Annotated in this window: 12 protein-coding genes; 5 read left to right on the top strand and 7 right to left on the bottom strand. The window is 43.9% G+C overall.

Features of this window, described 5'->3' with window-relative positions; genetic code table 11:
• Positions 1-22: 22 nt before the first annotated feature.
• Positions 23-1,291, bottom strand: coding sequence for an A/G-specific adenine glycosylase (gene mutY, locus JMY05_RS10035; protein ID WP_201614984.1), 1,269 nt, complete (start codon positions 1,289-1,291; stop codon positions 23-25).
• A 391-nt stretch (positions 1,292-1,682) separates the two neighbouring features.
• On the opposite strand from mutY, the gene JMY05_RS10030 reads away from it, so the two are divergent.
• A complete protein-coding gene (locus JMY05_RS10030) occupies positions 1,683-2,198 on the top strand; it encodes a GlcG/HbpS family heme-binding protein (protein ID WP_228139032.1) in 516 nt (171 codons plus the stop codon).
• A 154-nt stretch (positions 2,199-2,352) separates the two neighbouring features.
• Here the strand turns inward: JMY05_RS10030 and ylqF are convergent, their stop codons facing one another.
• The 5 genes from ylqF to JMY05_RS10005 form a co-directional block, all read right to left on the bottom strand.
• The gene (ylqF, locus tag JMY05_RS10025; protein WP_045445940.1) at positions 2,353-3,309 is read right to left on the bottom strand and encodes a ribosome biogenesis GTPase YlqF; all 957 of its coding nucleotides are present in this window, start codon (positions 3,307-3,309) and stop codon (positions 2,353-2,355) included.
• Between the two features lie 124 nt (positions 3,310-3,433).
• Positions 3,434-6,484, bottom strand: a complete 3,051-nt coding sequence (locus JMY05_RS10020; RefSeq protein WP_201614982.1) for a DUF2339 domain-containing protein — start codon at positions 6,482-6,484, stop codon at positions 3,434-3,436.
• A 155-nt stretch (positions 6,485-6,639) separates the two neighbouring features.
• Positions 6,640-7,110, bottom strand: coding sequence for a hypothetical protein (locus JMY05_RS10015; RefSeq protein WP_045445942.1), 471 nt, complete (start codon positions 7,108-7,110; stop codon positions 6,640-6,642).
• A gap of 139 nt (positions 7,111-7,249) precedes the next feature.
• The gene (locus JMY05_RS10010) at positions 7,250-8,041 is read right to left on the bottom strand and encodes an SDR family NAD(P)-dependent oxidoreductase (protein WP_045445946.1); all 792 of its coding nucleotides are present in this window, start codon (positions 8,039-8,041) and stop codon (positions 7,250-7,252) included.
• 274 nt (positions 8,042-8,315) lie between these two features.
• Complete coding sequence (locus JMY05_RS10005) at positions 8,316-9,056, bottom strand: dienelactone hydrolase family protein (RefSeq protein ID WP_045445949.1); 741 nt, start codon at positions 9,054-9,056, stop codon at positions 8,316-8,318.
• A 309-nt stretch (positions 9,057-9,365) separates the two neighbouring features.
• Here JMY05_RS10005 and JMY05_RS10000 point away from each other — a divergent pair, with 309 nt between their 5' ends.
• Positions 9,366-9,839, top strand: a complete 474-nt coding sequence (locus JMY05_RS10000) for a YcgN family cysteine cluster protein (protein ID WP_045445994.1) — start codon at positions 9,366-9,368, stop codon at positions 9,837-9,839.
• A 79-nt stretch (positions 9,840-9,918) separates the two neighbouring features.
• On the opposite strand, the gene JMY05_RS09995 is transcribed toward JMY05_RS10000, so the two are convergent.
• On the bottom strand, positions 9,919-11,280 hold the full coding sequence (locus JMY05_RS09995; protein ID WP_201614979.1) for a DUF4105 domain-containing protein: 1,362 nt from the start codon (positions 11,278-11,280) through the stop codon (positions 9,919-9,921).
• Positions 11,281-11,541: 261 nt separating this feature from the next.
• On the opposite strand from JMY05_RS09995, the gene JMY05_RS09990 reads away from it, so the two are divergent.
• The 3 genes from JMY05_RS09990 to JMY05_RS09980 all read left to right on the top strand — a co-directional run bounded on the left by JMY05_RS09990 (position 11,542) and on the right by JMY05_RS09980 (position 14,887).
• Positions 11,542-12,441, top strand: coding sequence for a CBS domain-containing protein (locus tag JMY05_RS09990; protein WP_045445952.1), 900 nt, complete (start codon positions 11,542-11,544; stop codon positions 12,439-12,441).
• 244 nt (positions 12,442-12,685) lie between these two features.
• Positions 12,686-14,269, top strand: a complete 1,584-nt coding sequence (gene lnt / locus JMY05_RS09985; protein WP_045445955.1) for an apolipoprotein N-acyltransferase — start codon at positions 12,686-12,688, stop codon at positions 14,267-14,269.
• A gap of 180 nt (positions 14,270-14,449) precedes the next feature.
• Positions 14,450-14,887, top strand: coding sequence for a hypothetical protein (locus JMY05_RS09980; protein WP_045445958.1), 438 nt, complete (start codon positions 14,450-14,452; stop codon positions 14,885-14,887).
• Positions 14,888-15,234: the final 347 nt, after the last annotated feature.

Below are 15,234 nucleotides of genomic sequence, written 5' to 3'. Positions count from 1 at the left end.
GAATTGTTCTGAGTCGCTTTTTTTATTCTAAAATCTTAACCATTGCTCGTGGCAATCCAAGCGTTGCCTGAGCGTCAACAGCATTTAGCCAATTAATATTAATTTGTGCTGCTTCTAAGGCTTCGGTTATTTCAGCCACTTGCTTAGCATTTAAAGTGACTGATTGCGGTGTTAGATACCAATGAAAATGGGTCAGTGAATGCTTAATAGGAGCATCGGCTAATAAAGTTTTACTGACTGCTTTTGCTTTCAATTTATGCTTATCTAACCACTCGTTGATAATTTGCTCGGCAGTGGTAAATTCTGCTTCGTATACTTTTTCATTACTGGTCACTTTTAATAATGTATCGTCAATTTCAGTCGTCTTTTCTGCGGCAGTTTTAGTATTCATTTTGCCTGCGATTTTTTCTACAAACTGTAAAGGTAAACTCCACAGTCCGCCCCAAATGCCATTGTCAGGACGTTGTAGCCACAGTATTTTTCCATCAATATCTTCAATCAATAACGCATTGCTAAACTTGCTGGGTTTGGGCTGCTTTTTTGCTTTGACTGGATAATCCGTTTCGCGCCCCTCAGCATGTGCCAAGCAGTCCTTTCGAAGAGGACATAATAGGCAGGCAGGTTTGCTACGCGTACATAACGTCGCGCCCATATCCATCATCGCTTGTGCGAATAACCCTGAATTCTCTATTGGGGTCAAACGCTCTGCCAATGCCCATAGTTCTTTGGTGGTGGCAGACTTGGTGATATCACCGTCAATCGCTGCCCAACGCGTCAAGACACGTTTGACATTGCCATCACAGATAACGCCATAACGATGTAAGCCCATCGCCATAATCGCGCCAGCAGTCGATGGCCCGACGCCAGATATGGCTTCCCACCCTGCTAGCGTCTGCGGAAAGTCGCCCGTCTCATCAATGACTTCGACCAGTTGTTTCGCGCCTTTATGCAAATTACGCGCACGCGCATAATAACCAAGTCCTGCCCAATGCTCCGCAACCTTATCCCATTCTGCGGCGGCTAAATCTTGTACCGTTGGAAACGACGCCATAAAACGGGCAAAGTAGGGCAGTACCGTCGTTACTTGCGTTTGCTGGAGCATGACTTCGGATAGCCAGACGATATAAGGATTGGGCGCGTCGGTTTGGTGCTGTTGCCAAGGTAGGTCATGGCGACCGTTTTCGGCGAACCAATCGAGTAGGCGCGGGGCGAACGAATCGAGAGAAGTAGAGTATTGAGTAAAAGTGTTTTCTATCGTTGTGAGGTTTGCAGTTGGGGTAAGCTGAGTCATATCATCAATTTGTGGCATATTAGTGTATGAATTATAACCGATTTTTGAGAGAAGTAAGTTGATATTGCTGTCGTGCGCTGTTTGAGATTACCACGATGTAAGCGTCTTTTGAGTATGAGTGTTAAAAAATAGAGTATGTAACAGAAAACTTAATGTAGAGTTGCAAATTTATAAAGTAAATCTTACAAAATTAAGTGAATTTTGTAGAAAAATTAACTTATCATTGCTGTGCTTTTTGCAAGATTATGACTCTTATTCTCGCTAGGGTCGCAAGAGCACCTTTGAGTTAATGATAACTTATTGTCTGGTTTCATCAAGTACGCTTATTAAAGCTCACTAAGCATCATTTCAAACAAACGCTCACATGTATGAGTAATATTTAGGACTCTTTATGAAGTTAATGTCGAATTATTTATCTAAAGCATTATTGGCACTAGCAGTCATTGGCTGTTCAGCCAACGTTTTGGCTGCCAAACCAAATCTAGTATTACAACAGCCCAATGTTTCTTTAGAGTTGGCCAATGAATTAATCGATGCCACCATGGCAGCCTGTCACGCAGAGGGCAAATCTGCCGTTGTCGCAGTTGTTGATCGTGCTGGTAATTTAATCGCGCTACAGCGTGATGATAACGTTGGTCCGCACAATACTGATGCTGCTGTCCGCAAGGCATTTACGGCATTATCTACCAAAACGCCTTCACGTACGTTGGCGGATAATGCTCGCGCTAATCCAGACTCAAATAATCTGAATACGGTAAATGATTTACTGCTGATCGGCGGTGGTGTGCCGTTAAAGTTTGGCAATGATGTGATTGGCGCTATTGCAGCGGGCGGCGCAGGCGGTGCAGTACAAGACGAAGCTTGTGCGTTGAAAGCTATCGAAAAAGTCATGCCTAAACAGAAGTAGTCGATGACTTAGATATCGCTAAATGATTTAGATATCATCGAAAAACTTCGATATGGCTAGCAGTAGACATAAAAAAAGCCCTTAGGGGCTTTTTTTGCATGAGCTCTAAAATAATTTTATACAGCTAACATTATAGACACAAAGGGTTGTCGATTTACTTCCGATTCTTCCGCGTTTTCAAACGACGTAAGCGCTTTTCTTCTTCTTTGGCGATTCTTTTTTCTTCTGCTGCTAAGCGTTGCTCGGCGACGACGAGTTCTTCAGCTTCAGACATGGCTGGCGTCTCAAGCGTAATACGCCCAAGCTTAGCGCTACGTAACTCGTTGATCAAAATCTCAGACATGCGGTAGGTATCGACTTGATTGCCCGAACGTACACAGCCACGATTGCGTCCAGCGACTTCAAAAAACTCCCAATCAGTCTTTGGTAGCGCTTCAATTTTGTAGCGATTTTTGAGTAGCTCAGGATAGGCTTGCATCAAGTATTCAGCGGTATAGCTGGCAACATCAGCGAAGTCAAAAGCCGTATCACGAATACCGCCCGTCGCTGCCAGACGATAGCCAGAGTTTTCGTTTTCGACTTTTGGCCACAGCATACCGGGCGTGTCATAGAGCATGATGTCATCGTCAAGTTTAATCAATTGCTGCGACTTGGTGACCGCTGGCTCATCGCCAGTTCTAGCAACCGCGCGCCCTGCTAAAGTATTAATCAATGTTGATTTACCAACGTTTGGTATGCCCATAATCATGGCTTTGATTTGGCGACCCGTCCCCACTTTATTGGGCACAAGTTGTTTACAGATGGCGATGATGCGTTTTACATCGTTGGCTTTATCAGTATCGCAAGCAATGGCTTTCACACCGCTTTGCTGCTCAAGATAGTCCATCCACGCTTGGGTCAATTCAGGATCAGCAAGGTCGGCTTTGTTCAGGATTTTGATGACGGGTTTTTCGCCGCGCAATGCTGCGACCATTGGGTTTTCACTACTATATGGGATACGCGCATCGATCACCTCGATGACCAAATCCATCTGTGGCATGATTTCTTTGATTTCGTTACGGGCTTTGTTCATATGCCCAGGGAACCACTGAATACTTGCTCTCTTATCCATCTGCTTTCATAACCTTTTATAAAAAATGCGCAAAGTAAGACGATCGTCATTTACTTTTCATGGTGTCCAGTTTACTACAGAACCACCTTGCTCACGCTACAATTTCGCCCAACCAGATGCGCGGTTACTCTTGAGCTGGATTTTCTATTTCATCGCGGGCAGGAGGTAACGGTGCAAGATAACCAATTAATAGTATTAAGCTGCCTGCGCCAAGGAAAGATATCACTCGCCAAATCGCTTCGGTCTGTGACAAATCAACCAATACCAGTTTGAGTACGACGACGCCTAATAGCCCGATACCCATAAACCAAAGCGTCCGCTGCCAATAGCGACTGGCGACGATGGTGGCGGCTAAAGCCAAGAGAGTCCATAAAATAGTCAACCCTGTCTGCACTTGCTCGCTATTCCATGCGCCGCCCTGAGCGCTGTCCCACAACGGTGTACCGATAAAGGTATGTAGCGTTCTGACCAACATACTGGAAATCAGCCAAAAGCTGATAAGCCCTAATATAATCAGTAAATTATCAGTAGTGAATATGCGCTTAGATTTGGCAGCTGCACTTGATTCGATACGACTCTCATCGCGGCGATGTTGGCTCATATAATATAGACTAAAACCAACCAATAGCGTCAGCAATGAGGTAATGTCGTATAAATTCAGTAGTGGGAAGTAGGACAGTCCCCAAATTACACCATCATATGACCAGTTGGTAATGATGACCCAACATAAGGCAATGGGCGCAAAGATAGCCGCGCAGCTCAATAGCGCTTGTTGCCAATCAAACCAGTACAGTGGGCTTTGCTTGAATGCCTTGTTTGTACGCGTATTTTGCTTGGGATAGTAAGCATAACGATGACAGCACCATAATCCAGCCAATATTAAAATGGCTGGCATCAATACAGCCATCACCCCAGCGGAATCTGCTAGTCCATAGTGGGCGGCGGCAGCAATGATTAGAATGCTAGCTCCCAGCCAGCTTGCACTATCGTAGCGTGACAGCTCGGAATGGTCGTACCACGTCTTTAACCACAACTGTCCGATGACCAACCAACCAATGATTAGACCAGTCAATAGTAGCCAATCTGCTGTCTGCCATGATAAATGAAACTCGAACTTTTGCGGCAATTGTATGACGAGCATGAGATAAAAGACGATCGATAAGCCGTGGCTAAGTTGTCTGATTTCTATCCACGAGCGATAACGATTGATTGTCCAATAAATAGCAAGGCTGACCAGTGCTGCGAGTGCAATCATGGTCGTCGTTGCTAGTGTCCAACTGGCAAACCACTGGTTAAAATCAAGCAGCAGCACTTGTAGTAGCCACGCTATAGCTGTAAAGGTCAAAAATCTTATGAGTATAGGACTGTGCCAAACAAGATTAAACACGGTGCTTTGGCTATTGATTGAGGTTAGCCACTGCTGAGCGGCTTGGGTGCTAATACCTAATGCGTCGGCATAGTTCGCTACTGAATCTGACGTGATGGTTTGCTCTTGAGAATATGTTGAATGATTATCTAAGCTATCATTTAAGTCTTCGTTCAAACTATCATTTAGCATAGCTGGCGAGTTGTTCGTGCGTAAAATAAATACAGTGGCTAGATAGCTGATAGCCGAAATGGTTAAGGCCAATGTTGGATAATTCTGAATGGCGAAGACGACTTTTACCATCAGCATACCGATACTGATTAGCTGCAATAAAAGACCGAATAGCACTGACCACGCTCGCAATGAGCGCCGTCCAAACCAGACCAGCGCCAGTCCTTGTACTGACCAGCCAAAAGCAATCCATTCAGCATCTAATGCTAAAGGGATCACCAGCGCTAAAAAGCCAAACCCTAAAGCTAGCATGCCTTCGGTGATTAAGGCATAACGCTGGCTACGCTGCACAAACAACCAGCCGAGTCCTAAATAAACAGTGGCTAAAATAGCACTAGTCATGGTTAAGGCGTTAGAAATGTCATCTAATAATCCCGCAAATAAACCAAAGGCTAATATCGGCACTGAAAACAGTAAGCCAGTATCAATAGGAAATACATAGCTGTTATTTCTTACGTGAACGCTATCTAGATGTTTTACGTTGTCTGCGCTATTTGTCTGGATGATGTCTGTTTCATTAAGAGTATTGTAGGCAATGATTTGTTGGGCATAGCGAATGACGACAAACAGATATAGCAATAAGTGTAAGGTGACCAGTAAGACTAAAGACCAGCGCTGCGCCTCAATGACCGTGCTCAAATTCTCACTGATGCCCCAGTAGTAAGCCAAGCCAAATGTCACAATGACACCGAATAAATTCAGTATTTTCCATGGGCGGTAATGCGCGATAATCGCAATCGTTACGTTCAATAGTAGATAGTAACTAAACAATACCACCAAACTGCCCGTGTCTTCACTGGTCAAAATAGGCGCAAAAAACCCACCCGATAATGCCAACAAAGCCAGTGGAAAAGCGTTTTGACGCACGGCGAGTGCAATGGTAATCGAAGATAATAGCCCAAGCCCAATAAAGCTCGGTAGACTAGGCATGACTTGGTAAACGCTATAGGCAAAAAAGGTCGTTAAATACGCAATCGCTAAGCCTGCGCCTTGTAGGGTGATGCCATAAGCAAAGCGATTTTTTGCCAATTTTAGACCTAATGCTGCCAAACCTAAACCGAGGATGCCTATCGCTAAAAGCTTGGACGCTATCGACACTTCGATATAGTCGCTTAACAAGCGAAGTAGTAGCACCACACCGATAAGTAGGACGATCACGCCAACGCGTACGACTAGATTACCGCCAAAAAACCAGTTTTTGATAGAGTGAATCAATGACGTGACGATAGGCAGTGAGCGCTCATCAGGCTCTATGGGCGATGGTTTTTTTGGAGAAGGGGCTGGTTTCGGGCGAATCGTGGCAGTAGATAAAGGAGGTGCTGAGTCAAATAGCTCCTCGATAATAGGTTGGGGCGAGTGAGTCTCAGCTAGCGTTTGAGTCATTGGTTCAGTATGAGCGTCTACATCATTATCGGCGTTATTACTCATAGAGCTGACACGGTGTTGCTGCGCTTGTAACTCATCTTGCAGTTGCGTGATATCTTGTTGAAGCTGATCAACGCGTCGCTTTAGTTTATGGTAAAAAACGATAATCACTACTAGACAAACAAGCAATACAAACCCGCTGATATCAGACATAGCGCTACCACACCGTTACTCAATATTTGATGGCTTGATGATGACTCGATTTCAAAGCAAACACAAGCAAAGTGCTCATCAAAATAAACGGGTTAGCCCAAGACTATTCGTTCACGATTATGGAGCTGACCTTGATGCTTTATATACTAAGATATTTAAGCGGCATATAATTTATGTCTTTCTGATAATGTACATTCACGCAAGGTTAGATAATTCACCATACCTGAGACGATACCTGCAATAACACCGATAATAATTAAAGCTGAAATCAAAGATACTTCGACCGTACCTGCGTATTTTTGCCATAGTACAGCAAGAGAGGTTAATACCCCAAAGGTAAAAAATCCATGCTTTATCGTCAACCAAAAAGCAGTTGGGAAGAAGGCTACTTTTTTTTCTTTGATACCAAAATAAGCCACCATAGTTAAAATCATGGCTAACGTAATCGATAAGGTAACGGAGGTACCGAGCACTGTGTCTTCATTATTGGTAATAGAGTCAACAGATATTGCGATTGATGAGTATGTTTTTAAGAAGAAATATTGTATCCCGCCGTTAATGAAAGCATTGATTACGCCAGTAAGCATAGCGCCTTTTAGCAATTTTGCGTTTAATGTTGTTGCCATGGTGTATGTTCCAAGTCTAAGCGGGTAGGTTTATGCATAAAAAATACTGAGTAGATAAAATCCTACCCAGTATGGTCGAATGCTCAACACGCCCTATTATGTATCGTTTATAAATTTATGATTAAAGTGATGGCTGAGTTTATGAGGTTGGCATTTTGCTTTTGTAAACACCGCCGCCATTGACTGTCAGTTCAGCACCAGTAATCCAAGACGCTGCATCACTTAATAAAAACGCCATCGCTTGAGCAATATCTGCTGGCAGGCCACGTCGTTTTAGGACGATACCTTTGACTACATTATCGATCATCTCTTGGGTATAACCGGCTTCTTCAGAGGAGGCACCATTATCTACTGTACCAATAATTAATGAGTTAAAGCGCACTTCAGGACCTGATGCGACCGCCATACTTTTTACCATATTTAGCAAGCCCGCTTTAGCTGTGCTGTATTCGATAAATTCTGGCGATGGTGTATTGCCAACCATGGATCCAGAAAATACCACAGAGGCGTTTTCTTCTTGTTTTAAATACGGCATACATAAACGAGTCAAATGATAAGATCCCAAGGTGTTGAGCTTATACGCATTGACCATTTTTTCGGTGGTAGATTCCCACAAAGGCGTATTCGCACCCCAACCGACGTTGTTGACTACCGCAGAAATCTTACCGAATTTTGCAATAGTTGCATCGACCAAGGCTGCAATTTGCGTCTCATCAGTAAAGTCGGTTTTCAGGCCTAAGGTTGCATTGCCTGTTTCTTTTTCGATATCAGCGGCAATTTTCTTCACTTTATCTTCATTTAAATCAGCGAGGACAATGTTGCCTCCTAATGAGCTTAAAAACCGTGCTGCCTCGCTACCAATAGCGCCTGCTGCACCACTGATAATGATGGTTTTATGATGAAAGTCGAATAGTTGTTGGATGGTTTTCATGGTTTTACCTTATTATTAGTGAGTGATTAGAGAGCTATCAGCAAGTGGTGTGACCGATTTTATGAATCACGACTGTGCAATAACCATGTTAGCGTCTTAAATCCTTACTAATAGTAAGCCTTTGTAAGTGTGTGATGATCAATATGGATTTGTTTACGATAAAAAAAGCAGAGTGCGACGGGCGCACTCTGCTATATATTGGGTTAATAGATAGGGATTAATAAATAGTGTGTTAATAACCTGAAAGCAGCTATTGATATGCCTGATTCAAAGATTATTTGCCTAAGTTGTTTTCCATAAATTCAAGCATGTTTTCCCAGCTTTGCTTGGCAGCGGCTTCGTTGTAGCCAAGATCAACCTCATTTTTAGCAGCGCGCTCATCGGCATGTGGGTTGGTAAAGCCATGTTTAGCGTTGTCATAAACATCGATAATATAGTCAACGCCAGCAGCATCTAGTTCTGATTTTAGACCTTCTATTGCTTCCATAGATACCATTGAATCATCGCGACCGTGAGCAACCAATACGTTAGCGGTGAAGTTTTTATCCGCTGACTGTTTTGGTGTTGGGTTGCCATGGAAAGTGGCGACCGCTTTTAATGGCATGCCTTCGCGAGCCATATCGAGCACGACCTTACCGCCGAAGCAAAAGCCAATCGCTGCTAGATTGTCACCATCAACAGCTAACTGGTCGCTAAAGTCATTAAGAATCAAACGGCAGCGCGCCATCAGCATATCTTGATCTTCTAATACTTGCTCCATCCACATATTCGCTTGTGCAGCATCGGTGGTCAGCTTGCCTTCACCGTACACGTCCATTGCGACGGCGGCATAACCTGTTTCTGCCAAGCGCTCGACCACTGATTTTGGATGATCAACGATACCCCACCATTCTGGCGCTACTAAAATTCCCGCAACAGGATGGTCGTCAGATGCATTTTCTGGCAGTGCCACATAGCTGATAAGCTGGACACCGTTTTCGGTGGTACTGATTAATTCAAAAGTCTTAATTGACATATTATTATCCTTTTTTATGTGAGGAGTTTTACGTTATAAAAGTTATTTGTCTGTGTTTTTGCGACATCGTTTTTCTTACTTTTACTACCTTAACGCTCAACCTAGGCAAAAACAGCTATAATACTGTAACGCTCTTTATCAAAATGCTACGGCACCTTTATGACACTAAACTTGTTAAACAACTGTGCAGCCCACCTAGACTCTGACGCAACTTTGCCGCTAAAAGTTATAGAAAAATCAGCTGTGAGCTTATTTCCTGACAGTGGTAATGAAAGCAATAGCGACTATGACAGTAAACTCAATGACACATTGCGTCCGAATTTTTGGTCGCGCTTTGCATTGTCAGAACTCAATCATAGCGAATGGGAAGCGTTGTGTGATGGCTGTGGCAGCTGCTGCTTGATTAAGTATATTGACGAAGATGAGAATGGTGATGTGGATGAAGAGTTGGTCGAGTATACCGATGTGACTTGCCAGCTAATGGACTGTACGACGGGTTATTGTCAGCACTATGACACGCGTCAAGAGCATGTACCAGACTGTATTCAGCTGACCATGGACAATCTGCCGCAGATGATGTGGTTGCCTTCGCACTGCGCCTATAAGCGTTTGTATAAAGGACAAAATTTGCCAAGTTGGCATTTGTTATTGACCCAAGATGCAGTGGTAACGCAGCAACAAATGCGTGCTGCCAATGTTGGCGTGGCTGGGCGCTGTGTTTCTGAGACTGGTATGTCTGATGAAGCGATGGAGGAGCGGGTGGTCAGCTGGGTTAAGCCTTGATAATACTGAGAGTTACTGAAATCAGTGACATCAGTGACGTTGGTGTTATTGCAGGGTAAAAGTATAATGCTACTTAATTTTAATAAGAAGCATGAGCTGCAGATTTGGCTTTTGCCTCAGCATCTTCTTGCGTGTCAGCCAATGGCGGGATAGGAATGTCCTGACGAATTTGCTCAGAGAACTCTCGGCTGTTTTCGTTGCTATTAAGGCCAGACTCTAGATTGATTTGATTATCAAATCCTTTAACCTTTGAGTTGATATGGGTACGCTCGTACCATGTATCCATTGACCAAGGCTGTCCAGTCTTTTCTGGAGTAGCGTCAAGCATACCGACATCATATAGATAATTTGGCAGCCAGCCAGAGACCCAAATACGATAATCCCACGGCAGGCGATCACCACTGACGATACGCGCCATATAAAAAATGATATTGGTGCAATTACTGAGTAATGTGTTGTACCAAGCAGGCTTGGTATTCAATTCATCGGCAGCGGTTAAGTAAGATTCAAATAGTGACTTGACCTCGTGCTGCTGCAAGTTGCTAACGGGAAATAGATAAACTTGCTCGCCACGCGCATTCGTTCGGGTATAAATAATATCGCGCTCTTCTGCGGCAATCAGGCTCAGCTCATAGCGTCTAAAAAACCCTGCCAATGCCGAAAACGATTCGCCTTCTTCTTTACGAATCTCAAATGAGAAAGCAAGCGGTCTATCGTCTTCAAACCGAAAACTGACCAAAGTATGGGCAATCAGTGGACCCATCCAGTAAGAGTTGGTGACATCGACGCCAGATAGTTTGGACATATCAATGGTACGTGTGTCCCAGCGTTCGGTCGCCTCCGTGTCGGTATGCCAATCAAAGTTGCGTACATTGGTTAGGGTCACTAAGTCAGGATTGGTTGCATCGCGCTCGTAAGTGACTCTTTCACTTACCTCAGCCATCCAGTCGCGCTCTTGTTGGGGTTCAATAGAAAAAAACCAGCCAACGCCTACCAACCAAATAGCGCCATATAAAGCGGTTAACCATTTATTTGCTGACTTACTATTTATGGTTGCTTCGTTGCTCCATGGTTTACTGCTGCATTGTTTATGATAAAAGCGCTGAGCTATTTTCGGCCAATAGCGAACGCTCAGTAAGGCTGTCAGTACACCAACAATGAAAATTGTGGCTAACCAAGTGATGGCAGAGCCTGCCCCAAACTGATACCAAATCGCCAGCAATAACCAGACGGCTGACAGTAGCAAGGTAATAATGATGAAAAACTGTACAAGATAATATCGCCATGTAGGTGTCGGTTGGCGACCATTCGCAGTGTTATTTTTTAAGCCGTGTCTATCCGAACCATGATTATTTGGCTCAAGCGTGTCCAAGCCGTTATCTGAACGATGGCTATGTGAGTGCGGTGTGAGCAAGCGAGAGAAAAAGGAACGTAGCGACATAGGGTGTGCTTTGGTGTATGAAGGCTTTGACCATAGCAAAGTTTATAACGTACTGACAATACAATTTGAGTGAATTTATCGTTGAATGTCGGTGAGCCTTGCGCTAAAGTGAAGCTACTTTGATCTGCTCCATTTATAATTTAATAATCAAAGATCTGTTTTATTTGCTGTATTCATCCCCATCTACGTCTGTTATTACGTATTATTGTTTTTACGTATTATTTTAATTGTTATTAACTAAAGAGGTTAAATCACATCACCATGTCTGACGACACTCCCAGCCCGAGTAGTTGGTCGATGCGCGGCTTAAAACGCTGGCTATCGACCGCCCCCGAAACCCGTGACGAATTGATTCGTCTGGTACAAGACTCGCGCCAGTTCTTAGAGCCTGATACCGTCGATATGTTAGAAGGCGTGCTGGATCTGCCTGCGACACAAGTGCGCGAAATCATGACTCCGCGTCCGCAAGTGGTTGGGCTGCACGAAAGCACCAGTCTCGCTGAGGTGATGGATATCATCCTTGAGACCACCCATTCGCGTTATCCTGTCTTTGACAGTCAAGATGATGATGCCGTCATTGGCATTTTATTGGCAAAAGATTTGATTCCTATTCTTGTGCATATGGTGCGCGATCAAGAAGATAAAATCGATAGCAAACGTTTGAGAGATCTGGTACGTCAGCCGCTATATATTAGTGAGACGGCACGTTCTGATACCTTGTTACGCTCATTGCAGCGTACTCAAGTACATATGGCGATTGTCGTCGATGAATTCGGCAACTTTGGCGGTGTCGTTACCATGGAAGACTTGCTTGAAGAGATTGTGGGTGACATCGTCGATGAGCATGATGACTTCGATGAAGACAGTGATATCAATAACATCGTCGCTGATCCTGAAAAACCAAATACCTGGCGTGTGCAAGCGTCTACCGTGATTGAAGATTGTAACGATGAGCTTGGCAGTCATTTTGATGATACGGATGTCGACACCATGGGTGGTCTGGTCATGCAGGCGCTTGGTTATGTGGGTGATTTGGAAGGTGAAAGCGTGGTGATAGATGATTGGAAAATCACTATTACTGATGTTGAAGGGCGTTTTATCCAAAATCTTGAGCTCACCAAAATCAATCCTGATCAGCAAATACTGATAGGCAGTCATTGATGTGTCGATAGCGACCTAAACATTGTTTGATATACTCAAAAAAACACGATTGCGGTCGTGTTTTTTTTGTGTTTGCTATTGGGTATTTGCTACGCAATGTTACCTATTAATGGGTTGAGACTGGTATCATGGGCGGGTTTAACTTTTAGATACTGTACAAAACACAATACGGTCTGCTTCAGCTTGGTTTTTATCTGAATGTTGACGCTTAAAATTTTGAAAAATATGGTTTTGGATAACTGCTATGCGCCTGTCTACTGTTGATTTACAAAAACGCCTGAACCCTGATAAGCCCAAGGGTTTGCCTATAGCGCTAACGGTATTGATTGCGTTATTGGCAGGTGCGGTGTTTATATTTGCACTGGCGCCTTATGGTATTTGGCCACTGGCGCTAGTGTCGCCTGCTATTTTATATGCCTTATTGATGCCTGATATGAGTGGCAAGCGTGCGTTTCTTATCGGTCAGGCTTACGGTACGGGACTTTGGTGCGTTGGCGCATTTTGGTTATACACCTCTATTCATGTTTATGGGGATACGCCAGCATGGCTTGCGCTGATTATGATTGCGCTGATGGGTCTGGGCATGGGGTTATTCCATGGCTTTTTGGCGTTGGTTTTCAACCGTATGGTCGGTCGTCAGCCGTTGTCGTTTGCGGCGCTATGGATACTCCAAGAGTGGCTGAAAACGTGGCTGTTCACTGGATTTCCGTGGTTGTTTGTCGGTTATGCCTTTACGGAGCAGTATTGGTTATCGTCATTAGCACCAGTCGCTGGCGTCTTTGCTGTCTCCTTCGTTGCGGTATTATTAGCAGCCAGTTTGGTTGAGTTATTGCGTCGCCGTGGCGGCTATATGATTCCGTCGATAGCATTGTTGGTAATTAGCAGCGCGTTATGGTTGATTAATCCGCAATGGACGAAACCAAAAGGCACGCCTGATTTGTCCGTGTCCTTAATCCAAGGTAATATTCCACAAGATTTAAAATGGCTCACCGAATATCAAATAGAAACCTTGAAAATTTATGCAACTCTGACAAGTACCGAGTGGGATCGCGATATCGTCTTATGGCCAGAATCCTCGATTCCTATGTTTCAAGATGAAGCGATTGGCTTTATCAGTGAAATGGTTAAAATGGCCAAAGAAACAGATACCACATGGGTAACAGGTATTCCTTATCGAGATTTAGAAAACTTTGACCCAAAAACGGATAAATATCCGCCATTTTATAATAGCGTGGTTGCGCTAGGTAGTGATGCTGAGGGGATGTATAAAAAGCAGCGTCTGGTACCATTTGGTGAATATATTCCCTTCGAAGGCATGTTAGATATCTTGCCAAATCTTGCTGGTAGCCAAGAAATCATGAGCTATAGTCGTGGTAGTGACAACCAATCACCGCTGCGTGTACGTGGTCATAATTTGGGCTCAGCAGTCTGTTATGAAGTGGCTTACCCTGATACCACTCGTAAAAACGCGATTGGCACGGACTTCTTATTGACCATCTCAAACGATGCTTGGTTTGGTACGTCGGCAGGTCCATTGCAACATCTGCAAATGGTGCAGATGCGCGCGCTAGAGAATGGGCGTTGGTTTATGCGCGCGACCAATACGGGCGTGACCGCTATCATCGATCATAAAGGTCGTATCGTCGAGCGTGCACCGCAGTTTGAGCGCACCGTATTGCGTGGTGATGTTCAGGCGCGGGTTGGTAATACACCTTTTATGAGCTTCGGTAATTATCCGATTCTCTTTATCATTACGCTGTTACTTGTCTTGAGCTACTTTGGTAAGCGTGGGATGCCACAACCGCGTTTGGGTAAGTCGCTAAAATAACTGGCTATTATTACCAGTGATAATGAATCGCTAGAATGGGTTATGAGAATTAACCACAAAAGCGAGTGGCAAAGTTTGTTGATAATAAATCCTTTAAATACTTAAGGGTTTTAACAAATCGGTACGAATTGCGATATAATAGACCAATATTTTAAATATTTTGTGCAAGGTGGATAAGGTATGTCAGAACATATTGTCGAAAACAACCCTAAGAAAGAGTTCTTATTTGCTTTAGGCGGTGTTGCCTTATTTTTAGGTATCGTCTTACTTATTGGTATTTCTGGATTTTTGCGTCCAGCAGGCGAGCACATTACTGCTGAGACAACCGAAACCTCAGCGGCGGCTGATGAAGCAGAAGCGATTGCTGCTGAAGACACTGCGCCAGCTGAAACAGCACCTGTAGCCGCGGATGCTACAGCGACTGATACTGCTGCAAATGCAAGCGTTACCCCAGCGACCGATACTGATAGCGCTGTGGTTACTGCAGAAGCTGGTACTGCAACTGCTTCTGGTACAGTTAGTCAAACTGCGGTTGCAGATGCTGATCTAACGGCTGAGCAAGCAGACGGTGATTTGGAAGCGGGTGATACCACTGATGAAGCGGTAGCCGCACAGTAATATACGTAAGTCGATGCTACCTTTTTAAAGTATGGCTCGACAAACCGCTTCGCTTAAAGTCCAAGTATTTTCGCTTAAAGCCTAAGTGTTTTTGCTTAAAACCTAAGTATTATGGCAATATTATTGTAATACCATAAGCACAACAGCATCGTCATCACTGCCATTGATGCTAAAAATAAAAGCCCGCTTTCAGCCAATGATAGCGGGCTTTTTTGTGGGTATTTGTGTAATTATTGACCAATTATTTCTTTACTTGATTATATCCAAGTGAAACAATGATGCGCCTATATGACCGCTTGTCGGGATAATTATATATTTGGTCGTTAATACAGTGGTCTTTAAAGGAA

This window comes from Psychrobacter sp. JCM 18902 (genome assembly GCF_904846615.1).
Taxonomy (GTDB): domain Bacteria; phylum Pseudomonadota; class Gammaproteobacteria; order Pseudomonadales; family Moraxellaceae; genus Psychrobacter.
The sequence above is the reverse complement of the archived record's forward strand: the minus strand, read 5'-3'. Positions and strand labels throughout refer to the sequence as shown.